Source organism: Novosphingobium pokkalii, from assembly GCF_014652855.1.
GTDB classification, from domain to species: domain Bacteria; phylum Pseudomonadota; class Alphaproteobacteria; order Sphingomonadales; family Sphingomonadaceae; genus Novosphingobium; species Novosphingobium pokkalii.
Genome location: NZ_BMZP01000005.1, coordinates 36,611 through 60,676, shown reverse-complemented (window position 1 = coordinate 60,676; position 24,066 = coordinate 36,611). Strand labels below are relative to the sequence as shown.

Genomic DNA, 24,066 nt, shown 5'->3' with positions numbered 1-24,066 from the left:
ATGGAACAGGGGGCCAACCGGGGGATCAAGCGGCGCGACGCGATGGCGCTGATCGGAATGGGGGCGGCTGCGGCAGGCATGCCTGGCATGTCTGCCGCAGCACGGGCGCCCGTGCCGGCGGCTACGCCAGAGCGCACAGCAGGCGGCGCGCGCTGGCTTGCCACTGTGGCTGGGCGGCCATGGCAGGGCAGGGCGCTGCCGGCGCTGGGTGCCGTGTCGGCCGATCCCTTCGCCGTGGGCGCCACCGTGCGGCTCGATGCGCCGCGCCAGACCATTGCCGGCTTTGGCGGGGCCTTTTCGGAAAAAGGCTGGCAGGCGCTGATGGCCCTGCCGCCGGCGCGGCGCAGCGAGGCCCTGGCTGCGCTGTTTGGGGACGATGGCTGCGGGTTCAACCATTGCCGCACGCCGATCGGCGCCAACGACATTTCGCGCGGCTGGTACAGCTATGACGAAACGCCCGGCGATTATGACCTGGCGCATTTTACCATCGCCAATGATCGCGACACGCTGATCCCGTTTATCCAGGCGGCGCAGCGCCTGCGCCCCGATCTCAAAGTCTGGGCTTCGCCCTGGTCGCCGCCCACCTGGATGAAGCAGGGCGGCCATTATGCCCAGGCGCCGGCCTGGCCGGGGCAGCCATCCAACGGCATCACCCCGGCGCAATTGGGCCAGGAGGGGCGCGATTCCTTCCGGCTCGATGATCGCACGCTTGCCGCCTATGCCCGCTATTTCCGCCGCTATGTGGAGGAATATGCCAAGGCCGGCATCCGCATCGACACGGTGATGCCCCAGAACGAATTCAATTCGGCCCAGCCCTTTCCCAGTTGCTGCTGGACGCCCGAAGGCCTGGCGCGGTTTATCCCGTTCCTGGCGCGGGAAATGGACAAGGTGGGCACGCGCGTGTTCTTCGGCACGCTGGAGCGCGGCAATATCGACCTGTTCGACCGCGTCATGGCCCATCCCGATGCCGCCGCCGCGATCAAGGGCATCGGCGTGCAATGGGCCGGCAAGGATGCGCTTGGCCCGCTGCGCGAACGCTATCCCGCGCTGGAGCTGTGGGGGTCTGAGCAGGAATGCGGCGTGGGCACCAACGATTGGCGCTATGCCCGCTATGGCTGGCAGACGATCAAGCGCTATTTCGAGCACGGTGCCACGGTGTGGACGTATTGGAACATGGCCATGCCGCAGGGCGGGATGAGCGGCTGGGGCTGGCCGCAGAACAGCCTGGTCGAAGTGGACACCAACGCCGGCACGTTCCGCCTGGGCGAGGATTATTGGCTGGTGCGGCATCTTTCCGCCCATGTCCGCCCCGGCGCGCGGCTGGTGCCGGTGGAAAGCTTCCTCGGCTATGTCGACCAGCTTGCCTTCCGCAATCCCGATGGATCGCTGGTGCTGGTGGCCAGCAACGCCGTGGCCCAGCCATCCACCGTCACCTATCGCATCGGGGACAAGACCCTGGCCTTGCCGTTGGAGCCGGATTCGCTCAACACCGTGATCGTGCCGGCAGACCGCCTGGCATGACGCACAGCCGGGGGGCACTGTCGATGAATGCAGCGACGCAAGACGCAACGGCAACGGGCAAGGCGCACTTTGCTGTGCTCGATGGGCTGCGCGGCACGGCGGCGCTGATGGTCGTGCTGTTTCACATCCAGGGCATCACCGTGCTGTGGCAGGGGGACAAGGTCATCCTGCACCACGCGCCGCTGGCCGTGGATTTCTTCTTTGCGCTGTCGGGCTTTGTCATCGGCTATGCCTATGATGACCGCTGGGGCCGGATGAGCGTGGGCCAGTTCCTGCGCCTGCGCCTGGTGCGCCTGCACCCGCTGGTGATCCTGGGCGTGCTGCTGGGCTTTGCCAGCTATCTGCTCGATCCCTGGGGCGCGCCGGAGCAGGCCATTGCCCTGTCGCGCGTGGTGGTGGCGCTGGTCATGGGCCTGGCCCTGATCCCAACCTGGCCACTCCCCAGCCGCTGGACCGATACCCACCCGCTCAACGGCCCGTGCTGGAGCCTGTTGCAGGAATACCTGGGCAACCTCGCCTATGCGCTGGTGCTGCGCCATTGGTCGACGCGCGCGCTCGGCGCGCTCGCGCTGGTCAGCGGCGCTGGCCTTGCCGCAAGCGGCCTGGCGCTCGGCTCGCTTGACCAGGGTTCCTATTGGGAAACCCTGTGGATGGCGCCGGTGCGGCTGTGCTTTCCCTTCGTGACCGGCCTGTGGCTCTATCGCGTGCGTGATCGCCTGCCCCAGGTGCGGCTGGGTTGGCCGCTGCTTTCGGCGATCATGGTCGGGGCCATGCTCCTGCCGATCTGGCCGGTGGTGGGCGGGGTCAAGCTCAATGGCCTCTATGAAGCGGCCTGCGTCATCCTGCTGTTCCCGGCGATGATCGTGGCTGGCTGCCATTCGCAGGCCGGCGCGCTGTCCGGCTGGCTGGTGCGGGTCTGCGGGCGGCTGTCCTATCCCATCTACATCACCCACTTTCCGTTTCTTTATGTGTGGATGAACTATGTGGCCAAGGCGCAGCCGTCATCCACGCGCATGCTGGTGATCGGCCTGGCGCTGGTGCCGTTCCTGATCGCCGTGGCCTGGGCGGCCGAAGCAGCGTGGGACCGACCGATCCGCCGCTGGCTTGCCCGCCGCGCCTAGGCTCGCTCGATTCAGGGCCGCCAGCTCAGCTCACCAGCATCAAGCGCGACAGTGTAGAACCCATGCGCATCCCAGGGCAGGTCCTGGCCGCCCTGGGACAGCGTGCCGCCGTCCACGCGCACGCGCAGCATGCGGCCGGGCGGGAAATGTGCCGGCACGGCCCAGCGCCAGGTCTGCGGCGTGTCGGGATTGGCGGCCTTGGCCACGGCGGCTTCCACGATCTGCTGCCCCAGCCAATAGGCGCCGACATCGGCCAGCGTGCCGATCCACACATCGCGCAGCCCCTGGGTGCGGCGAACATTGGCGACGACGTCGCTGGTCTCGACGCCGGCAAACCAGTCCGCCTTGGTCGGGCGCAGGCTGTGGAACATGAAGATCAGCCAGTGGCGCTGCGCGCGCGCCGAGTCCACCCCCTGGTCGAAATCGCGCGCCACCTGGCCCTGCGCCACCGGGAACACCGGCAGGTTGTAGCGATCGCCGCCATGGGGCGCCACGCTGCCCGGCTGCACCCCGCGCGCCAGGAACACGCGCGGTTCGGTCGCCTCGCGCCAACGGGTATCGCCAAACGGATAGGCCAGCGTCCACACCCCCGGCGCTTTGAGCGTGCCGGTGATCACGCGTTCGGCTGCATCGATGTCGCTGGCCGCATCGAACCGCGCCAGGCCGCCGCACGCCTGCCCGAACGGACAGTGATGCCCGGTGTGGTTGCCCAGCTCCCAGCCGGCCTTGCCCGCCTTGCGCCAGCTCGAAACGAAATCGGGCGCCGTCTGCATCGCGCTGCTCACGATATATTCCGTCATCGGCGCGCCGGTGGCGAGCAGTTCGTCGAGGTGTTCGCTTTGCGAGGGCTGGGCATCGTCAAAGGTATAGCTGACCGCCGCGCGCATGCCGGCCCAATCGAGCACACGCAGCTTGGCACGGGTGCCGGCGGGGCGGGGCTGGTCGGCCGCTTGCGGCAGGATCGGCAGATCGTTGGCCTGCGCCGCCATCGGGATTGCGAGGATCGCGGCTGCGGCAAGGATGGCACGGATATGTCGGCGCATGGTCTCTCCCAGTCTTTTGTCCGTGATAGGCTGCATAAAACGCGAATGATAGCGCTATCGTGATCATTTCGCCCGACGACCACATTTTAAGCCCGTAGGATTGCGCATGCCCTGGCTCAGGCGATGGCCACGCCTTGTGCGCCATCCCCGCCGCGATCCTTCATCAGGCGGGACAGGGCCTTGCATCTTCAGATATTTCACGATCCCAGCGGCCGGCGTGGTCGCTGGGTCAAGGCGGCTACGGCATTGCTGGGCGCGATCCTCGTCATCGGGCTTGGCGCCCTGGTGCTGGGCGTGGCCTGGCTTGATCATCGCGTGGCGCCGGTCTTGCCCGGCGGCAGGCCGGCACCCTCGGCGGTAGCCGAACGGCTCGACCGGGTTGGCGAAAGCAGCGAGGACAGCGCATGGCTGCCACCGGCCCGGAGCGGCGCAGCCGCGCCCTTGGCGGCCGAGCGCATCGGTTTTGTCATGGCCGGGGACCGCGCCGGGCGCCAGGCGCTGGCCGCGCACGCCGGCGCGCTGTCGGCCGTGGCGGTGGGGCTGGTTTCGGTGCGCGGGCCGCAGCATGCCTGGATCGAGGCGCAGGACGAGGAACTGGCCGATGTCCTGCGCGCGCAGCCCCGGCTGGCGGTGCTGCTGATGGTGCAGAACGATGCCGAGGGCGATGCCGGGTGGGATGGCGCAGGGCTCGCGCGCCTGCTGGCCGATCCGGCGCAGCGGCTGCGTTTTCTCGACCGGATCGAGGCAGCAATGGCGCGCTGGAACGCACGCGGCGTGGTGCTCGATCTGGAAAACCTGCCCGCCGCCGCGCATGGCGATTACCAGGCCTTTCTGGCGCAGGCGCGGGCGCGCCTCGCGCCACGCGGTCAACAGGTGCTGATCGCCGCGCCGGTGGCCGATGCGCAGTGGGATCTGGCAGCCTATGCGCGCGCTGTCGATCGCGTGATCCTGATGGCCTATGACCAGCACTGGCTGACCGGCCGTGCCGGGCCGATCGCCGCACAGGGATGGTTCGCCCGCGTGGTGGCCGAAGGGGTGGCGGCCGTGGGCGCGGACAAGGCCGTGGTGGCGCTGGGCAGCTATGCCTATGACTGGCCCGATGGCGGCCTGGCCGAACCGATCGGCCTCGATCAGGCCTGGCAACGCGCGCGCGAGGCGGGCACGGTGCCGCTGTTCGATGCGGCCAGCGGCAACAGCGGCTTTGCCTATCGCCGCGACGGGCGCCGGCACCAGGTCTGGCTGCTGGATGCCATGGCCAGTTGGAACCAGATGCAGGTGCTGCGCCGCCTGGCCCCGGCAGGCCTGGCGCTGTGGAAGCTGGGCGGGGAAGATCCGGGGTTCTGGTCCGCGCTGGCCGGTCAGGCGCAGGGCATGGCCGCCCTGCCGGCCCCGCCGGGCGTGGCCCTGCTGGGCGAAGGCGAAGTGCTGCGGCTGGGTGCCCCGGCGCATGGCGGCTGGCGTCAGGCCGCGCCGGCTGGCGATGGCCTGATCCACCAGGCCGCCTATCGCCGCCTGCCCGCCGCCAGCGAAGTGTGGCGCGGCGGGATGATGCGGCGCGAAGTGGCGCTGACCTTCGACGATGGCCCCGATCCGCGCTGGACGCCGCAGATCCTGGCCGTGCTGCGCCGCCATGGCGTGCCCGCCACGTTCTTCGTAACCGGCAGCAACGCGCTGGGCGAACCGGGCCTGCTGCGCGCGATCCTGGCGCAGGGCAGCGAACTGGGCAACCATTCCACCACCCATCCCGATCTCGATCGTCTGAGCGATGCCGCCGTGGCGCTGGAAATCAACGCCACGCAGCGGCTGGTCGAAAGCTATACCGGCCGCTCGCTGCGCCTGTTCCGCGCGCCCTATCTGGGCGATGCCGATCCCGATACCGCCGCGCGGCTGCGCGTGCCGCGCATCGCCGCCGGGCTGGGCTACCTGACCGTGGGCCTCAACGTCGATCCGCTGGACTGGACCGGGGCAGACGCCGCCACGCTGGTGGCGCGCACCGTGGCGCAAGTGGAAAGCGGCAATGCCCATGCCGCCCGGCAAGTGGTGCTGCTGCACGATTCCGGCGGCGATCGCCATGCCACGGTGCAGGCCTTGCCGCAGATCATCGCGCAATTGCGTGCGCGCGGCTATCGCTTCGTCACGGTGTCGGAACTGGCAGGGTTGTCGCGCGATCAGGCGATGCCCCCGCTCGCCGGGGCGCAGGCGCCGATGGCCCGCGCGGCGGGAGAGGGCTTTGCCGCGCTCGGGGCCGGCCGGCGCCTGCTCGGCTGGCTGTTTGCCGGGGCCATCGCCCTGGGCATGGCGCGGGCCTTGCTCATGGCCGGCCTCGCGCTGTGGCAGGCGCGGCGCCAGGCTGGGCGGCCCGCCCCGCTGCCTCACCGCGTGCCGGGCTTTGTCTCGGTGCTGATCCCCGCATTCAACGAAGCGCGGGTGATCGCGGCCAGTGTGCGCCGCGTGCTGGACTCGCAAGGGGTGCGGCTGGAAGTGATCGTGATCGACGATGGCTCGACCGACGAGACCGCTGCCGTGGTGGCACGCACCTTTGGCCACGATCCGCGCGTCGCGCTGCTGCGCCTGGACAATGGCGGCAAGGCGCGCGCGCTCAACCATGCGCTGGCCCTGGCCAAGGCGGACGTGGTGATCGCGCTCGATGCCGATACCCGGTTCGAGCCCGATACCATCTCCCGCCTCGCCGCCTGGTTTGCCGATCCCGCGATCGGCGCGGTGGCGGGCAATGCGCGCATCGGCAACCGGGTCAACCTGCTCACCCGCTGGCAGGCGGTGGAATATGTCACGGCGCAGGCGCTGGAACGGCGCGCGCTCGATGCCCTGGGCGCGGTTACCGTGGTGCCCGGCGCGGTCGGGGCCTGGCGCCGCGCGGCGCTCGATGCGGTGGGCGGCTATCCCACTGATACCCTGGCCGAGGATCAGGACCTGACCATCGCCATCCAGCGCGCCGGCTGGCGCGTGGCCTGCGATCCCCTGGCCGTGGCCTGGACCGAGGCGCCCGAAACCGTCGCCGCGCTGTGGCGGCAGCGCTATCGCTGGGCGTTCGGCACGCTGCAATGCCTGTGGAAGCATCGCGCTGTGCTGTGGCACGGGCAGCCGCGCGGCCTGGCGCGGTTCGGCTTGCCCCAGGCGTGGCTGTTCCAGGTGGTGCTCGGGCTGTTTTCACCGGTGATCGATATCGCGCTGCTGCTCGGGCTGGGCGATCTGGCCTGGCGCACGGCCAACCACGGCTTTTCCGCGCTGGAGGGGGATATCGGCCTGATGCTGGGGTTCTGGGCGCTGTTCCTGGCGATCGAGCTGGGCTGCGGCATGATCGCCTATCGCCTTGATGGCCAGGAAGGACGGCTGCCCGCGCTGCGACTGCTGGCGATGCGGCTGGGCTATCGCCAATTGCTCTATGCCGTGGTCGTGCGCGCGGTCTTTGCCGCGCTGGCCGGGCCGCGCGTGGCCTGGGGGCGGCAGCAGCGCAGCGGCACCTGCACCGCCCCGCTGCCGCCGATGGCGGAGGTTGCGCCGGTCGCTGCGGACGCGCCGCTGCCTGGTCCCTCGCTCGACCGGGCCGCTTAGGCCAGGCGCCGGGCGAGGGCGAGAAGCAAGGCGGCCGTCGCGGTGGCGAGGCTGCCGGTCAGCGCCATGGCCGGGCCAAGCCCAGCGCCGGGCCAGGCCTGCGACACGGCCCCCATGGCCCAGGGGCCAGCCAGCGTACCGCCCAGGTTGATCCCCACCATCAACAATGCCGTGGTGCGGGTGCGCTGCGCCTCTGGCACCACGGCCTGCAATGCCGCCATCCCGCCGCACAGGGCAAAGGCCGAGGCGGCTTGATGTGCCGCCACCAGCACGATGGCCAGCATGGCCGACGGCACCAGCGGAAACGCCAGGGCCAGCGGCACGACCGTGGCCACGGCCGCCAGCGTGATGGTGACCATCCCGCGTGGCCCGGCACGGCGGGCCATCGCGTCTCCGGCAAGGCCCCCGGCCAGAGTGCCCAGCATGCCGCAGACCAGGCTGATCGAACCGAGCAGAAAGCCCGCCTCATGCACTGCCCAGCCGAAATGGCGCTGGAGCAGGGTGGGGGTCCACACTTGCGCGCCGTTGCCGCCCATCACGAAACAGGCATAGGCCGCGATCAGCAGCGCCGGCAGCGGCGCAATGCGCCAGGGCGGGGCAACCCCTGCGCGCGGTTCCAGCCGGGCATCCCCCGGCCCCGGCGCCGGGCACAGCGCCAGCGCGGCCGCCAGTGCCAGCCCGGGCAGCGCCAGCAATGCGAATGCGACCTGCCAGCCGGCCAGGGTTCCCAGCACCGGCACGCGATGGGCGGCCCAGGGATCGAAATGCAGCGCGATCCAGCCACCCACCAGCAGGGCCAGGCCGTTGCCGAGATAGATCCCGCTCTGGAACACGCCGATCATCGTCGCCACGCGCTCGCGCGGGAACTGGCGGTTGATCCAGGCGAGCGCGGCTGGAGTCAGCCCGCCTTCGCCCAGCCCCACTGCCATCCGCGCCGCCGCGAGGCTCGCGAACGAGCGGGCCAGGCCACACAGGCCGGTGGCCAGGCTCCAGACCATCACCGACCCGACGATGACCCGCCTTGGCCCCACGCGATCGGCCAGCCAAGCCAGCGGAAACGCGGCGAACAGGTAGGACAGGGTGAAGCCCAGGCCATAGAGCATGCCCGCCGCCGCATCGCCGAGGCCCAGGTCGCGCCGGATCGGGTCGATCAGCAGCGCCAGGATCTGGCGATCGACGAACGAAAGCGTGTTGGCCGCCATCAGCAGCACCGGCAGCAGCCAGGGCCTCAGGCCAGCGCTCGCCGGGCGGGCGGTCGCTGCCGTCATGGCCCGTCCGCCGGTGCCCCGGTAGAGGCGCGCTCGATCAAGGCAAAATCGAGCACCAGGTCATCTTCCACCGGCTGTCCGCGCAAGCGGTTGATCAGGCGCGACAGGGCCTGTTCGGCCATGGCCTGCACCGGCTGGTGGATCGTGGTCAATGTTGGCCAGATGGTCTGGGCGATGGCTTCGTCGTTGAAGCCGGTCACGGCCAGGCGTTCGGGCACCGGCACGCCCATCTGCGCGGCAACGGCAATCACGGCAGCGGCCATGTCGTCGTTGCTGGCCACGATGGCGCTGGGCGGCGCGGTCCGTTCGAGCAAGGTGCGGGCTGCGGGCATGGCAGAGTGGAAGTGGAACGTGCCCGGCATCACCAGATCGTCGTCGGCCACCACGCCGAACGCGGCGAGGGCCTCGCGATAGCCTTGCAGGCGCGCGGCGCTGGAGGTGTGCCCGGCCGGGCCGGTGATGAAACCGATGCGGCGATGGCCTTGCTCCAGCAGCCGCGTGGTGAGCTGGCGCATCGCCAGCCTATCGTCCACCCGCACGGTGACCAGCCCCGGCATGGCAGAGCCGGCCGCGACCACCGCCACCGGCAGCATCGGCCCGGGCGCCGGCAGCAGCGCCAGCATTTCCGCATAGGGCGGCGACAGGATCAGGCCGCGCGCGCCATTGTCGCGCAGGCTGGCAATGGCCTCGGCCAGGCTCGCCACGTCGCCGCTGTTCACCCCGCGCACCAGCAATTGCGCGCCGTTGAGGCTGGCGGCCTGCAAGGCGCCGATCAGCATCGCGCCCAGAAAGCCGTTGTTCACCTTGGCATGGAGGAAGCCGATGCGCAGCGATGCCGCCCCGGCCAGGCTGCGTGCGGCGGTATTGGGGGCAAAGCCCAGCTCGGCGATCGCGTCCAGCACCGCCTGGCGCGTGGCCGGTGCCATCTTGCCGGTGCCGTTGATCGCGTTGGACACGGTCATCAGCGACACGCCCGCCCGCTGCGCCACGTCGCGGATCGTCACGCCCTGGCTGCCCCGGCGGCGTGTGCGGCGTTCTGGCTCGGCCTCCATGCCGTCGGTCTTGTCTGTCATCGTGCCCTTGTTCCGGTGCGATCGGCTGGCCCCGCATGGGGTCGGCCGGTTTTGCATATGCGGCGGCAAAAGCAAGCCGGGAGAATCGGGTTGACAGCGAAAGACAGATGGTAGATTTAGCGCTAAATCCCACGGCTGACGCAACGGCCTGGGCAATGATGACCACAACAGGGAGGATGTCTTGAAAACCCGTACCCGTATTCTGTTCGCCGCTGGTTCGATGCTGGCGCTGGCCCAGATGTGCGCCCATGCGCAAGAAGCCGCGGCAACCGGTGTCGCCAGCGATGCGGCGGCCACCCAGGCGGCGGTCGCCACGCCCGACAGCGGCGAAATCATCGTCACCGCCACTCGCGAAAACACGCTGCTGTCCAAGACACCGGTGGCGATCACCGCGATCGGCGGTGACAGCCTGACCAAGACCGGCGTGACCAACGCCACGCAGCTCACCGAAGTCGCGCCCAACCTGTCGATCGATCGCGGCGGCTCGGCCGGCTTGCAGATCACCATTCGCGGGGTGAGCAGCACCGACAATTCGGAAAAGGGCGATCCCTCGGCCGGCTTCGTGGTGGATGGCGTGTTCCTCGCCCGCCCGCAGGCGCAGGAAGTCAGCTTCTTCGATCTCGATCGCGTGGAAGTGCTGCGCGGGCCGCAGGGCACGCTCTATGGCCGCAACACCACCGCTGGCCTGGTCAGCCTGATTTCGGCGGCGCCGCGCCTCGGCAAGTTCAGCGCCAGCTTCGACGGCACTTATGGCAACTACAACACGATCCAGGCGACTGGCGTGGTCAACGTGCCGGTGGGTGAGTTCATCGCGGTGCGCGGCGCGGTGAACTATGATCGCCGCAACAGCTATATCCTGCAAGGCGTGTCGCCCTACACGCTCGATCCGGCCAAGGAAAACCTCTCGGGCCGCCTGTCCGTCCTGATCGAGCCGAGCAGCAGCGTGCGGCTCGTGCTGCGCGGGGACTACAGCAGCATGAAGGGCCATCCGGGGGCAGGCGTGCTGCTTTCCAATCTCTACCAGGCGCCGTTTACGGTGCCGGCCGATGGCCAGTTGGGCAACGATCCGGTTGTGCGCACCGGCCGCAGTGCCGACCAGGTGAGCACGCTGACCTATCCCGAGCGCTGGCAATCGCTGCGCGACAACAACACCTGGGGCGTGCAGGGCGATCTCAAGGTTGACCTGACCGACTGGCTCACGCTCAACTATCTGGGTTCCTATCGCGAGTTGACCCGCGACGAGCAGTTCACCGGCCTGACCGGCGTGAACCGCACCTCAGGCGCGGTGGTCACTTCGCCCCAGACGTTTGACGGCTCCTACAACCAGAATTCGCAGGAACTGCGCTTTGCCGTCAACACCGGCGCGCTCAAGCTCCAGACCGGCGCCTATTACTTCAAGGAAAAGTCGGACATCTCGTTCCTGCTCTATGGCACCCAGGGGTTTCAGCAGGGCCAGCGCGGCTATATCTTCGGCTTCCCGCAAAAGACCAATTCGGAATCCTTCGCCCTGTTCGGCCAGGGCACCTACAGCCTGGCCGACACCTTCCGCCTGACCGGCGGCGTGCGCTGGACCAAGGACAAGAAGCGTCGCGTGGGTGCCACGATCTATCACGCGACGGTCAACGATCCGCTGGATTTCACCACGGGCACCCAGCCCGGCACGACCAATCCGCGCGGCGTGCAGGATTCGCTCAACAATGCGGAAGTGAGCTACAGCAAGATCACCTGGCGCGGCGGCTTCGAATTCGATGCCACGCCCACCACGCTGGTCTATGGCACCGTCGCCACCGGCTACAAGGCGGGCGGGTTCAACGATGGCTGCCTGGCCGGCACGGCCAACTGCAACGGCAGTGCGGTGACCACGCCCGATCTGCTCTATTACCAGCCCGAAACGCTCACGTCGTACGAAGCCGGCTTCAAGGCGCGCATCGCGGGCAATGCCCTGCGCCTCAACGGCAGCGTGTTCCACTATGACTACACCAACCTCCAGCTTTCGCAGTTGACGCTGGTGGCTGGCTCGCCGGTCCAGCGCACGCTCAACGCTGGCCGCGCCAAGGTTGACGGGGTGGAGCTGGAAAGCGTGATCAAGCCGGCGCGCAACCACCAGATCGATCTCTCGGTCAACTGGCTCAACGCCCGCTATACCGATTACCTGATCGACTCCGCCGGGCCCCTGACCGCGCAGTTTGCCGGCAAGAAGCTGGACCGTTCGCCCGAATGGACGTTGTTTGCCGGCTATACCTGGACGATCCCGGTCGGCGATGGCGATATCCAGTTGGGCGCGCGCACCCGCATGTCGGCCAGCTACATGATCACCGCCCCGGCGCTACGCGCGCAGTTCCGCCAGCCGGCCTTCACCAAGACCGACCTGAGCGCGACGTACAATGCCCCCGGCGGCACCTGGTATCTCCAGGGCTTTGTCCGCAACATCGAAAACCGCCTGACGCTGTCGAGTGCGCAGATCGTTGCCAACTTTGGCGGCACGTTCGATGATGGCGTGGCGCAACTTTCCGACCCGCGCCTCTATGGCGTGCGCGCCGGCCTGCGCTTCTGATCCACCCTGCGGGGCCGCGCCAGCGCGCGGCCCCGGCTTTTCCCGTTGCCCCGGAAGCCTTGCCGATGACTCTGATTTCCCATCGTCTGCCCGCCCGCATGCTCGCCGTGCTGTTTGCCCACTTGCCGGTGGCAGCGCTGGCGGCGCCCGCAGCCCCGGTGCAGCCGACCATCGCGACCCAGGCCGGGCCGGTGTTGACCGTGGATGGCCTGCGCTTCCGCGATCTCGATCGCAACGGGCGGCTCGATCCCTACGAGGACTGGCGCTTGCCGGTGGCGCGGCGCGTGGCCGATCTGGTCGGGCGGATGACGCTGGAGGAAAAGGCCGGCGCCATGATGCATGGCTCGCTCACCGCGACCGACAGCGCCGTGGGCGCCTCCACGCGCGGCTATGACCAGGACGCCGCGCGCAAGGCGATCGCCGATCAGCACATCACCAGCTTCATCACCCGCCTGGCCGTGTCGCCCGAACGCATGGCGGAGGAAAACAACGCGATCCAGCGGATCGCCGCCGAAACCCGGCTGGGTATTCCCCTGATCATCAGCACCGATCCGCGCCACCATTTCCAGGTGACCGTGGGCGCCAGCGGAGCCACCCAGGGCTATTCGCAATGGCCCGAGACGCTTGGCTTTGCTGCACTCGGCGATGCCGCGCTGATGCGCCATTTCGGCGACGTGGCGCGCCGCGAATACCGCGCCACGGGCATCCACATGGCGCTATCGCCCCAGGCAGACCTGTTTACCGAGCCGCGCTGGCCACGCGGCACCGGCACGTTCGGCGCCAATGCCGATCTCGCCCGCACCATGGTGCAGGCCTATGTCGCGGGCTTCCAGGGCGGGGACCGTGCGCTGGCCCGCGATGGCGTGGCCACGGTGGTCAAGCACTGGGTGGGTTATGGCGCCAATCCGCAAGGCTTTGACGGGCATAACTATTACGGGCGCCTGGCGGTGCACGACAACGCCACGCTGAAAACCCATATTACCCCGTTCCTGGGCGCCTTTGCTGCTGGCGTGGCCGGCGTGATGCCCACCTATGACATCATCAGCGGCCCCACCGTGGCGGGCAAGCCGCTGGAGCCCGTGGCCGCCGGCTATAATGCGCAACTGCTCGGCCTGCTGCGCAAGGACTATGCCTACAAGGGGCTGGTCCTGTCGGACTGGGGCATCACCCGCGATTGCACTCCGGCCTGCCGCGCGCCCAGCCAGCCGCAGACGCCCAACGAGATCGCCATGCCCTGGGGGGTGGAAGACCTCACCCCGGCGCAGCGCTATGCCAAGGCGGTGCACGCCGGGATCGACCAGTTCGGCGGCGTGACCGAGCCGGAATGGATCATCCAGGATGTGAAGGCCGGCACGATTTCGCCCGCGCGCGTCGATGCCGCGGTGGCGCGCATTCTCACGCTCAAGTTCCAGCTTGGCCTGTTTGAAAATCCCCTGGTCGATCCGGCGGCGGCCAGCACGGTGGTCACGCCCGCCACGCTTGCCGAGGGCCGCCGCGCCCAGGCCGAGGCGCAAGTGCTGCTGCGCAACGAAGGTGGCATCCTGCCGCTCGCTGCCGGCACGCGGGTGTTCCTCAAGGGCATCGATCCGGCGCAAGCCCGCGCACACGGGCTGGTGGTGGTGGACCGCGCCGAAGATGCCCAGGTCGCCCTGATGCGCGCCTCCACGCCGTTCGAGCGGCTGCATCCCAACCATTTCTTCGGCTCGCGCCAGAACGAGGGGCGCCTCGATTTCCGCCCCGGCAATGCCGATTACGATGCCGTTGCCCAAGCCGCTGCCAAAGTACCTGTGGTGCTGGCGGTGTTCCTCGATCGCCCGGCGATCCTCACCGAGATCCTGCCCAAGACCCGCGCCGTGCTCGGCAATTTCGGCGTGAGCGATGAAGGCCTGCTCGATGTGGTTACCGGGCGCGAGACGGCGCGCGGGCGCCTGCCGTTCGAACTGCCGCGCTCGATGGCGGCGGTCGAACGGCAGAACCCGGCGGTGGGCGATGACAGCGCCGACCCGCTGTTCCCGTTCGGCTTCGGGCTGGGGGCCGCTCCCCGCTGACCGGTCAGGCTTGCTGCGGTGCTAGCGCCTTGGCCACGAGGCTGCGCCACGGCGTTGTCGGCCGGCCGATCAAGCGTGACAGGATGCGGCTCTGGTCAAACACCGCGCCGTCGCCCGACCGCGCGTCGGCATCGGCCAAGATCGTGGCCATGGGTTCGGGCAGTCCTGCCTGGACCAGGCCTTGGGCCAGGGCAGCCTCGGGCAGGTTGACGAAAGCGATTGGCTTGCCGGCCAGGTCGGTCAGCGCGCTGGCCAGGTCAGCCATCGTGAAGCTGTCATCGCCTGCCAGTTCCAGCACGGCGCCGTCATGCCCGCCCCGCAGCACGTGCGCTGCCGCCAGGGCATAGTCATCGCGCGCGGCTGCTGCGATGCGTCCCGTGCCGGCGGCCCCGAACAATTGCCCGCTGGCCAGCGCCTGCGCCGCGCTGCCCAGGTAGTTTTCGATATACCACCCGTTGCGCAGCAGGGTGTGGGGCAGGCCGCTGGCGCGCAGGTGCGCTTCGGTGGCGGCGTGGTCACGCGCCAGGATCATCGGGTTTTCCGGCGCGCGCAGCACCGAAGTATAGGCCAGGAAGGCCACGCCGGCAGCCTTGGCCGCGTCGATTGCCGCCTGGTGCTGGGCCACCCGGTTTTCCATTTCGGAACTGGAGATCAGCAGCACACGGTCCACCCCGGCAAATGCGGCGGCCAGTGAGGCGCTGTCCTTGTAGTCGCCCCGGCGTGTCTGGATGCCCTGCGCGGCGAAGCGCGCGGCGGCTTCGTCGGAGCGCACGAGGGCGATGATCGAGGCGGGATCGACCAGGGTGGCGAGATGGGCGATGGTCAACTGGCCAAGCTGGCCCGAGGCGCCGGTCACGAGATGGGTGGTCATGGCACGCATTTCCTTCTGTTGCAGAGTGCAGGTCTCAAATAGAGACCTTTGCTGAGCCGTGAAGGAGGCAGTTTTCCGTGACGAGGTTACCCCGAGAGAACCTGCCCGAAGGCATGGGTGGCCATGGCGGCACGCCGGTGTGGCGCCAGCCGGGGTTCGATCCGCACGATTGCCCGGTGCGCAACATTCTCGATCATGTCGCGGCCAAGTGGACGGTGCTGATCCTGCTGGAACTGCATATCGGGCCGCAACGCTTCAATGCGCTGCTCCGCGCGCTGCCGGATATTTCGCGCCGCATGCTGACGCAGGGCCTGCGCGATCTGGAACGCGACGGAATCATTGACCGCACCGTATTCGATACCCGGCCGCCGGCGGTGGAATACCGCCTGACGGCGCTGGGCCAGTCGCTGATGCAGCCGCTGCTCGCGCTGGTGCGCTGGTCGGCGGACCATGGCGATGTCATCGCGGTCGCCCGCCAGCGCTTTAGGCCGTAAACTCATAAATGGCACTCCCGAGGTTTGAGGCCAAAGGCCCCGTCGCGAGGAGAAAGCGCGCAGGAATATTCTACATATTTCAAGTGCTTTCGACGCTGCGAGGGGGCCTTTGGGTCAGCCGAAGGCCAGCGAAGCTAAACCGCGAAGCGGCGCCAAAATGGCTTCCATCTCAGCCCAAAGTGCCCTTGCAAAGGCTACCAGCCTTCGCTGCGGTCACTTTGGCCCGATATGTTCGCCATTTTGGCGCCTCGGAGGTGCCATTTATGAGTTTACGGCCTAACAGCGCGGCGGACGCCGCCTGACCGGGCCTTACGCGCCCGGCAGGATCAGGTATTTCGCGCCGGTGGCGCGGCGGGTGAAATCGCGCACCACGGCTTCGTCGAGAATGTGCGTTAGCGGCACCTGTGCCTTGTAGGCGGAGGCGAACAGGGTCGTCAGGTCCTGGCCCACGCGGGCCTGCATCCGCGCGCGCACGTCGGGGCCGAGCGCTTCCATCACCGGCGACAGCAGCCAGCCCGAAACATCCCAGACAAAGCCGATGTCGCGCGGCAGGGTGATCGGGCCGGTATCGAGCATGCCATAGACATAGGCGCGCTTCTTGGCGGTGGAGCCATAGCGCGAATAGGCGCCGGCGGCGGTGCGGCCAACCTGCTCCATGGTCGACAGGATCGTGCCCAGCAGCGGGCCGCCACCGATTGCGTCGAACACCGTGTCAGCGCCGGTTGCCTCGATCGCCTGGCGCAGGTCTTCGCGGAACGTGGGGCTGGAGCTGTCCACCACGTGGGCGGCGCCGAGGTCTTTCAGCAAGGCGGCCTGCTCGGGCTTGCGCACCACGTTGACCAGCGCGACGCCGTCCGCCGCACACAGCCGCACCAGCATCTGGCCCAGGTTGGAGGCAGCAGCGGTGTGGACGATGCCCTTGCCGCCCACCGCGCGCAGCGTTTCGACAAAACCCAGCGCGGTCAGCGGGTTGACGAAGGCGGCCGCGCCATCCTTTGCGCTCGCGCCTTCGGGCAGCACCAGGCACGAAGCCACCGGCACCACGCGATGGCGGGCATACATGCCGCCCGCAAAGGTTGCCACGCGCTTGCCCAGCAGGGCCTGCGCCGCCGCGCCGCTGCCTGCCGCGATCACCGTGCCGGCGCCTTCGTTGCCCACCGGCAGCACGTCGCCCAGTCGCCCGGACAGGGCGGCCAGCCCGGCCGGGGACAGCGGCGCTTCCACCCGTCCGGGGGCGAAGACGGCATCCTCGATCCGCGCGGAGCTGAACAGCAGGCCCAGGTCGGACGGGTTGATCGGCGCGGCTTCCACCGCGATGACCACTTCATGTTCCGCCGGAGCCGGCAGCGGCATTTCGGTCAGGGCGGCAACGATCTTGCCGTCTTCCTGGACCTGGCTGGTGAGGACGAGAGTGGTTTGCGGGACCATGCGAGAAGGTATCCAGACTGTTCGAGGGCTCTGCAACATGGGGGCGAGGGCGGTGCCATGCAACCGCGCCTTGTCCCGCTCCCGCCTCAGCCCAGCTTGCGCACCGGATCGCTGCCGTCCCAGTCGCGCGCGGCCTCGCGCATCATGGCGAACAGGCCCGCGCCGCCTTCCATCAGCTTGACATACTCGATCACGCCGCCCGGTCCGGCGCCGGCATCGGCATAGATCACCCCGCCGGTTTCGCCCACTTTGCCTTCGATCAGGATCGTCGCGCCGGCCTGCGCCAGGGCCGCGCGCACCGGCTCCAGGTCGTCCACCTCCACGCAGACGTGGTGCAGCCGGTCGGTCACGGCATAGGGGCCGGTATAGATCGAGGGCGCGTCGTTTTCGGGGCGGATCAGCTCGATCTGCATGTCGCCCCAATAGCCCCAGGCGGCGGTAAAGCGCGCGTCGCTGGGTTGGCCAAGATAGGTCATGTCGGACAGCGTGATGCCTTCCATCACGAAGAACGGCCCGGCGCCGACAACGCGCGTCCAGTAATCGATCGCCGCGTCGAAATCGGCAGGCAGGTAGGCCATCTGGAAGATCGGGCCGAATTGGGCCAAAAGACCGGGCCGGGTAAGCGGGCCGCGCTGGGGCATGGGAATCTCCGTGTGGACGTCAGGCGAACAGGCGTTCGGGGGTTTCGAGCAAGTCCTTGAGCGTGGCGAGGAAGGCTGCACCTGCTGCCCCGTCGATGGCGCGATGGTCGACCGACAGGGTCAGCGCCAGCCGCGTTTCAAATCCCACGCTGCCATCGGCCCGCTCGCAAGGGCGCCTCGCCGCCGCGCCCACCGCCAGGATCGCGGCCTGGGGCGGATTGATGATCGCGGCAAATTCCTCCACCCCGAACATGCCGAGGTTGGAGATGGAGAACGTGCCGCCGTCCATGTCTTCATAGGCAAGCTTGCCGGCCTGCGCCTTGTCGATCAGCGCGCGCGTGGCCTGCGCGATGGCGGCAATGCCCTGGCGATCGGCCTGGCGCACGATCGGGGTGACCAGGCCCTTCGGACTGGCGACGGCAATGGCGATATCGGCATGGGCAAAACGATGCACGCTATCCCCGTGCACCTGCACGTTGACATCGCCGTGCTGCGCCAGGGCCAGCGCGGTGGCGCGCACCAGATAGTCGTTGATCGTGGCCTTGCTGCCCAGCACCAGGTTGGCCGTCTTGCGCAGGGCGAGCAGTTCATCGAGCCGCGCGCTCGTGCGCAGGTAGAAGTGGGGAATCTCCTGCTTGGCCTGGGTCAGCCGCTGCGCCACGACCTTGCGCACGCGGTCGAACGGCACGACCGTGGGCGGATTGGGCACCGGCACGAACGGCGCTGTGCCGATGACGGGCGCGCTGCCGGGCTGTGGCACCAGGGCGAGCACATCGGCCTTGGAAATGCGGCCGCGCGGGCCGGTGCCCGTGATCGAGCCCAGGGCTATGCCATGGAGCGCGGCCAGCCGCCGGGCCAGCGGCGAGGCGAAGACCGCGTGGTCTTCCTCTGGCGCGGCCAGCGCACCCTGCAAGGCGGGGCGGGCTGGCGCGCGCAGCGCCTGCTGCACGTCCTGCAAGGTGATGCGCCCGTTGCGGCCCGAACCCTCGATCGGCTCGATATCCAGCCCGCTCTGTTCGGCCAGCTTGCGCGCTTCCGGGCTGATCGCACGGTTGGTCAGCAGGGGCCGGGGTGCGGCAGGTTCGGCAGCCGGGGCCGGAGCAGAGGCAGGCGCCGCAGCGCCGCGCGCGGCCACGCTGGCATCGGCCGGGCGGAACCCGGCGATGAAGGCATCAACGTCCTGTGCGCTCGCGCCAGGCTCGGCCAGCACGGCGAGCAGCGCACCCACCGGTTGCGGATCGCCGCCCGCCGGCACCAGCACGCGGGCCAGCACGCCGTCCCATTCGGCTTCCACTTCGTTGGTGATCTTGGCGGTTTCGATCAGGCACAGGAGCTGCCCACGGGAAAAGGCCGCGCCTTCCTCCAGCTTCCATTCGGCCAGGGTTCCCTCGGTCATCTCGATGCCCCACTTGGGCATGCAGAAGGGGCGGATGTCGGGCATGCGCGCCTCCTTCAGCGCCAGGCCAGAACGCGGCGCACCGCATCCTCGATCTTGTCGACCGAGGGCAGGTACGCGCTTTCCAGCTCGCGGGCGAACGGGATCGGGGTGTGCGGCGGCGTCACTTGCAGCGGTGGCGCCTTGAGGCTCGAAAAGGCCTTTTCCGCCACCAGCGCGCGCAAGTCTGCGGCCAGGCCACAGCGCGGCGGCGCCTCGTCCACCACCACCAGGCGCCCGGTCACTTCCACGCTGTCGAGAATGGTTTCCTCGTCGAGCGGGCTGGTGGTGCGCAAGTCGATCACGTCGCAGCCGATGCCCTCGGCGGCCAGGCGGTCGGCCGCGGCCTCGCACATGCCGAGCAACAGGCCGGTGGACACGATTGTCACGTCGCCCCCGGCGCGACACAGGCGTGCATGGCCGAAGGGGATCATGAAATCAGGATCATCGGGCACGTCGCCGCTGGTGGCATAAAGCGCCTTGTGTTCCAGGAAGATCACCGGATCATCGTCGCGGATCGCGGTGCGCAACAGGCCTTTCACATCCGCCGGCGTGGCGGGCATCACCACTTTCAGGCCGGGCATGCCGGTCAGGATCTGGTGAACCGACTGGCTGTGCTGCGCGGCGGCGTTGAACCCGGCGCCATAGGCCATGCGGATCACCGCCGGGCAGCGTGACTTGCCGCCGAACATATAGCGGAACTTGGCAATCTGGTTCCACAACTGGTCAAGGCACACGCCGATGAAATCGGCAAACATCAGTTCGGCCACCGGCCGCTTGCCCGACAGCGCCAGGCCCGCCGCCGCGCCGACGATGGCGCTTTCCGAAATCGGCGTGTCGATCACCCGGCCCGGGCCAAAGCGATCGTAGAGCCCGGTGGAGGTGGACCAGATCCCGCCGATCGCTTCCGGGCCGCCCGCCGTGCCCATGCCGCCCACCACGTCTTCGCCCAGCACGACCACATCGGGGTCGCGCGCCATTTCCTCCATGATCGTGGAAAGCACGGCATCGCGGTACATCATCTTGGTCATCGTCGTGTCTCCCGCGATCAATAGCTGATGTAGACGTCGGCCAGGACGTCTTCGGCCGTGGGGCGCGCGGCAGCGCGGGCAGCGCTGACCGCCGCCTCGATCGTGTCCATCACTTGCGTATCGAGCGCGTCGATATCGCTGTGTTCGAGCAGGCCGGCGGCCGTGACGGCGGCGCGGAATCGCGTCAGGCAATCGCGCTCGGCGCGGATGCGGTCGATTTCGCCCGGCCCGCGATAGCGCTGCGGATCGCCCTCGAAATGGCCGAAGAAACGCTCGGTATCGAACTCCACCGCCGCCGGGCCGCCGCCGCCGCGCACATGGGCGAGCACCTCGCGCATGGTCTCGTGCACGGCGAAGAAATCGGTGCCGTCGGCGCGCCAGGCCTTCATGCCGAAGGCTTCGGCGCGGCTGGCGATGTCGCGATCGGTGCCCACGGCATAGGAAAAGCCGGTGTGTTCGGAATAGTGGTTGTTCTCGAACACGAAAATGCACGGCGCCTGGGTCACGACGGCCAGGTTCATCGCCTCGAACGTGGTGCCCTGGTTGCAGGCGCCGTCGCCGGAAAAGGCGATCGCCACGTCCAGCCCGTCCGGCCCCGGCCCGTTGGCCCGGCTGGCCAGCGCCGCGCCCACCGCGATCGGTGCGCCCGCGCCGACGATGCCATTGGCGCCCAGCATGCCCTTGTCGGCATCGGCAATGTGCATCGATCCGCCTTTGCCCTTGCACAGGCCTTCGCGGCTGCCCCAGATTTCCTTCATCATCCCTTCCACGTCGCAGCCCTTGGCCAGGCAGTGGCCATGTCCGCGATGGGTGGAAACGATGCGGTCCCGCGTGCCGAGATGCTCGCACACCCCCACCGCCACGGCTTCCTGCCCGCAATAGAGGTGGGTGAACCCGGCGATCTCGCCGGTCTGGATTTCCACGTGCAGCCTTTCCTCGAACTCGCGGATGGTCTTCATCGCGCGATAGGCGTTCAGCAGGGCTTCCCGGCTCAGTTGCATTCCCGACTCCCGACGGTTCTGTTTTGCCTGTTGATGGGCTTAGAGCGTGATGACGTTTCGATGAGACGAAATCACGCTCTAAATATTTGTGGTCGTGCGATTTTTGACAAAAACCGGTTCCCACTTTTTGTCATCGCACTCTATAGATGCAGCACGGTCTTGGCGATGATCCCGGCCTGCACTTCGTTGGTGCCGCCAAAGATCGTCCAGGCCCGGCTGTTGAGATAGCGTGCCGCCGCAACCTGGCTTTGCGGGCCATGGACCGGCACGGGGGCATCCGCGCCATAGAGCGGGCGTTGGCGTTCCAGTTCCAGCCCGGCCAGGCCGAGCAGGTCCATCGCCAGAAGATCGATATCCTGCCGCAGGTTGGAAGCGATCAGCTTGACCAGCGAGGTCTGCGGCCCGGGTTTCTGCCCATGGGCGATTTCCGACAGGATCTTCAGCTCGATCATTTCCAGCGATTCCACGCCCAGGCGAATGCGCGCCACGCGGCGGCGCCATTCGGCATTGCCGGCCATGGTGCCGCCGTGCCCATCGGGCTGGTCTTGCGCATCGGCTTCGATCCGGCGCAGGTCATAGGCCAGCTTGGGCGCGTGGCACGAACCGCCGCGTTCGTTTTCCAGCAGGAACTTGGCCAGTTTCCAGCCATCGCCTTCCTCGCCCACGCGGTCGCTCACCGGCACTTCCACGTCTTCCAGGAAGACCTGGTTGACTTCGTGATCGCCCGCCAGGGTCAGGATCGGCCGCACCGAAATGCCCGGCTGGTTCATGTCCACCAGCAGGAACGAAATCCCCGCGTTCTTGTGCGCGCTGGCATCGGTGCGCGCCAGGCAGAACATGCGGTTGGCCCAGTGCGCATGGGTGGTCCAGATCTTCGATCCGTTGAGCACATAGCGCTCGCCGCGTTCGTCGCTCACCCGCACGGCGCGGCATTGCAGGCTGGCCAGGTCCGATCCGCTGGCCGGTTCGGAAAAGCCCTGGCACCAATAGTCCTCGCCCGACAGGATGCGCGGCAGGTAGTGCGCCTTCTGCTCGGCCGTCCCGAACGTATAGATCACCGGCGCCACCAGCTTGAGGCCCAGCACCGTCAGGTTCGGCGCGCCCGCTTCGGCGCATTCCTTTTCAAAGATATAGCGCTGCACCGGGCTCCAGCCCGTGCCGCCATGCTCCTTGGGCCATTGATAGGCCAGCCAGCCCTTCCTGTGCAGCACGGCGTTCCACGCCTGGCCGATGTCCGGCTCCACGAACACGGAAGGCGTCGCCGCCGCGCCATCGCGGATCGCGTCGGTCAGGTGTTCGGCCAGGAACGCGCGGACTTCGTCGCGAAAGGCCAGGTCTTGGGGAGAGAGATCGAGGTCCATGGGTGCTATTTCTGCAAGATGGTGACGGCCGAGACGCCCGGCGCGCCATAGACGTGGCTATAGGCCGTGCGCGGGGTGCCCGGCACTTGCCGCCCGCCGCCCGCGCCGCGCAGTTGCACGACGTTTTCATAGACCTGACGCAGGCCCGATGCGCCGATCGGCTCGCCACAGGCCAGACAGCCGCCATCGGTGTTGATCGGCAGCGTGCCGTCGATGCGGGTGCGCCCATCGGCCAGCCAGGCTTCCTGCTCGCCATCGGCGCAAAAGCCGTTCTCGGCCATGTGCATGATTTCCGCCCCCGCTTCGGTGTCCTGCAACTGCGCCACGGCGATATCGTCCGGGCCGATCCCGGCAGACTCGAACGCGGCGGCCGAAGCCAGGCGTGTAGCCGTCGCCGTGCCGCCACCGGTCGCGATGCTCGGCGCAAAGACCTCGAAGCTGCCCGGCGGGCGGGTGCGCATCGTCGCGGCGGCAAGGCGGATCGGCGTGGCGCCCAGTTCGCGCGCCTTGCGCTCGCTCGCCAGCACCAGGGCCACCGCGCCTTCGCCCGGCGAGCAGAACATGAACTTGGTGAACGGGTCAGAGACCATCGGCGCATCGAGAATGGCATCGAGCGCGACCGGCTCGCGCCGCCAGGCGTGGGGGGCGTGGGCCCCGTTGGCAAAGGCCTTTTCCGCCACCAGCCCCAGCGTGCGGCACGAAATGCCGTGCAGGTGCATATAGCGCATGATCTTGGCGGCGAAGAACTGCGTGGTGACCATGTAGCCCGCCGCGCCATACCATTCGGGCAGGTTGTATTCGGCGGGCAGGGCATTGAACGCGCCGCGCGGATGCTTGTCGAAGCCCAGCGCCAGGCCCAGCTCGAACTCGCCCGAGCGGATCGCCATCTGCGCGGAAAACAGCGCCGATCCGCCGGTGGCGCAGCCATTGCGCACATTGATGAACTGCACGCCGGTAAGCCCCAGGTGCGACACCATGCTGTCCGGGTTGCCGGCCGCGTCCGATCCGCCATAGGCAAACTGGATGTCGGCCCAGTCCACCCCGGCATCGCCCAGCGCGGCGCGCACCGCATAAACCCCCTGTTCCAGCCCGGAAAGCCCCGGCGTGCGGCCGAACGGGTGAATGCCGATGCCGACGATGCAGACCGCCGCGCTCACGCCGCCTGCTCCAGCGGGGCAAAGGCCGGCAGCCACAGCGGATCGTCGGCGGCCGCGTCCAGCGCCACTTTGGTCAGCGCCAGCGGCATGCCGATGCGGATATCGGCAAAGGCCACGTTCACCAGGCGCGCCTGCACGATCACTTCGCCCGGCAGGTCGACATAGCCCAGCGCCCAGGGCGTGAATTCTTCCGGCCCGGCATAGGGCGGCGTCTTGGGGCGAAAGCGCTGGATGGTATAGGACCACAGCGTGCCGGTGGGCGAGAGCGCCACGGCCTCGAAATCGTCGGTGCCAGGGTGCGGAAAGACGATCCGCCCATCGCCCTTCGCACGCCCGCCGACCAGTCGCAGCGGCGCATCGGGCATGAACAGGGCGGCGGCTGGCGACACGGGCTTTCCTCTCCTGGCAGGCGGATCGTGTTGCGATTCCGCCGATCCGATAAAGCC

The 24,066-nt window shown here is 68.4% G+C and carries 18 protein-coding genes; 6 read left to right on the top strand and 12 right to left on the bottom strand.

Going from position 1 to position 24,066, the window contains the following annotated elements; genetic code table 11:
* A complete protein-coding gene (locus tag IE191_RS06955; protein WP_191323646.1) occupies positions 1–1,521 on the top strand; it encodes a glycoside hydrolase family 30 protein in 1,521 nt (506 codons plus the stop codon).
* Positions 1,518–2,642 (top strand): acyltransferase family protein, encoded by a 1,125-nt coding sequence (locus IE191_RS06950; protein WP_191323645.1) that lies wholly within the window; start codon positions 1,518–1,520, stop codon positions 2,640–2,642. Before IE191_RS06955 ends, IE191_RS06950 begins: the two co-directional genes overlap by 4 nt.
* A gap of 11 nt (positions 2,643–2,653) precedes the next feature.
* Here the strand turns inward: IE191_RS06950 and IE191_RS06945 are convergent, their stop codons facing one another.
* Entirely contained in the window at positions 2,654–3,685 is a 1,032-nt protein-coding gene (locus IE191_RS06945; RefSeq protein ID WP_191323644.1) for a polysaccharide deacetylase family protein, read from the bottom strand.
* A gap of 180 nt (positions 3,686–3,865) precedes the next feature.
* Here IE191_RS06945 and IE191_RS06940 point away from each other — a divergent pair, with 180 nt between their 5' ends.
* Positions 3,866–7,258, top strand: coding sequence for a glycosyltransferase (locus IE191_RS06940; RefSeq protein ID WP_191323643.1), 3,393 nt, complete (start codon positions 3,866–3,868; stop codon positions 7,256–7,258).
* On the opposite strand, the gene IE191_RS06935 is transcribed toward IE191_RS06940, so the two are convergent.
* Together IE191_RS06935 and IE191_RS06930 are read right to left on the bottom strand one after the other, a co-directional pair.
* Positions 7,255–8,526, bottom strand: coding sequence for an MFS transporter (locus IE191_RS06935; RefSeq protein ID WP_191323642.1), 1,272 nt, complete (start codon positions 8,524–8,526; stop codon positions 7,255–7,257). The genes IE191_RS06940 and IE191_RS06935 overlap by 4 nt on opposite strands.
* Positions 8,523–9,599, bottom strand: coding sequence for a LacI family DNA-binding transcriptional regulator (locus IE191_RS06930; protein WP_191323641.1), 1,077 nt, complete (start codon positions 9,597–9,599; stop codon positions 8,523–8,525). Before IE191_RS06930 ends, IE191_RS06935 begins: the two co-directional genes overlap by 4 nt.
* Positions 9,600–9,780: 181 nt before the next feature.
* On the opposite strand from IE191_RS06930, the gene IE191_RS06925 reads away from it, so the two are divergent.
* Both IE191_RS06925 and IE191_RS06920 read left to right on the top strand, forming a co-directional pair.
* Complete coding sequence (locus tag IE191_RS06925) at positions 9,781–12,153, top strand: TonB-dependent receptor (RefSeq protein ID WP_229815160.1); 2,373 nt, start codon at positions 9,781–9,783, stop codon at positions 12,151–12,153.
* A gap of 65 nt (positions 12,154–12,218) precedes the next feature.
* Complete coding sequence (locus IE191_RS06920) at positions 12,219–14,201, top strand: glycoside hydrolase family 3 protein (protein WP_229815159.1); 1,983 nt, start codon at positions 12,219–12,221, stop codon at positions 14,199–14,201.
* Positions 14,202–14,205: 4 nt separating this feature from the next.
* Here IE191_RS06920 and IE191_RS06915 read toward each other — a convergent pair whose 3' ends face one another.
* On the bottom strand, positions 14,206–15,072 hold the full coding sequence (locus tag IE191_RS06915) for an SDR family oxidoreductase (RefSeq protein ID WP_191323640.1): 867 nt from the start codon (positions 15,070–15,072) through the stop codon (positions 14,206–14,208).
* A gap of 77 nt (positions 15,073–15,149) precedes the next feature.
* Between IE191_RS06915 and IE191_RS06910 the strand changes: the two genes are divergently transcribed.
* On the top strand, positions 15,150–15,566 hold the full coding sequence (locus IE191_RS06910) for a winged helix-turn-helix transcriptional regulator (protein ID WP_229815158.1): 417 nt from the start codon (positions 15,150–15,152) through the stop codon (positions 15,564–15,566).
* Positions 15,567–15,875: 309 nt separating this feature from the next.
* On the opposite strand, the gene IE191_RS06905 is transcribed toward IE191_RS06910, so the two are convergent.
* The 8 genes from IE191_RS06905 to IE191_RS06870 form a co-directional block, all read right to left on the bottom strand.
* A complete protein-coding gene (locus IE191_RS06905; RefSeq protein ID WP_191323639.1) occupies positions 15,876–16,994 on the bottom strand; it encodes a zinc-binding dehydrogenase in 1,119 nt (372 codons plus the stop codon).
* Positions 16,995–17,080: 86 nt separating this feature from the next.
* Positions 17,081–17,635, bottom strand: a complete 555-nt coding sequence (locus tag IE191_RS06900; RefSeq protein WP_191323638.1) for a VOC family protein — start codon at positions 17,633–17,635, stop codon at positions 17,081–17,083.
* Positions 17,636–17,654: 19 nt separating this feature from the next.
* Positions 17,655–19,076, bottom strand: a complete 1,422-nt coding sequence (locus IE191_RS06895) for a 2-oxo acid dehydrogenase subunit E2 (protein ID WP_191323637.1) — start codon at positions 19,074–19,076, stop codon at positions 17,655–17,657.
* A gap of 11 nt (positions 19,077–19,087) precedes the next feature.
* On the bottom strand, positions 19,088–20,101 hold the full coding sequence (locus IE191_RS06890; RefSeq protein WP_191323636.1) for an alpha-ketoacid dehydrogenase subunit beta: 1,014 nt from the start codon (positions 20,099–20,101) through the stop codon (positions 19,088–19,090).
* Between the two features lie 17 nt (positions 20,102–20,118).
* A complete protein-coding gene (locus IE191_RS06885) occupies positions 20,119–21,102 on the bottom strand; it encodes a thiamine pyrophosphate-dependent dehydrogenase E1 component subunit alpha (RefSeq protein WP_191323635.1) in 984 nt (327 codons plus the stop codon).
* Between the two features lie 140 nt (positions 21,103–21,242).
* Positions 21,243–22,463 (bottom strand): acyl-CoA dehydrogenase family protein, encoded by a 1,221-nt coding sequence (locus tag IE191_RS06880; RefSeq protein ID WP_191323634.1) that lies wholly within the window; start codon positions 22,461–22,463, stop codon positions 21,243–21,245.
* Between the two features lie 5 nt (positions 22,464–22,468).
* Positions 22,469–23,620: a thiolase family protein gene (locus IE191_RS06875; RefSeq protein ID WP_191323633.1), complete on the bottom strand. Its 1,152-nt coding sequence runs from the start codon at positions 23,618–23,620 to the stop codon at positions 22,469–22,471.
* Positions 23,617–24,009: a Zn-ribbon domain-containing OB-fold protein gene (locus tag IE191_RS06870; RefSeq protein WP_229815157.1), complete on the bottom strand. Its 393-nt coding sequence runs from the start codon at positions 24,007–24,009 to the stop codon at positions 23,617–23,619. The genes IE191_RS06875 and IE191_RS06870 overlap by 4 nt, the downstream gene beginning before the upstream one ends.
* Positions 24,010–24,066 lie beyond the last annotated feature (57 nt).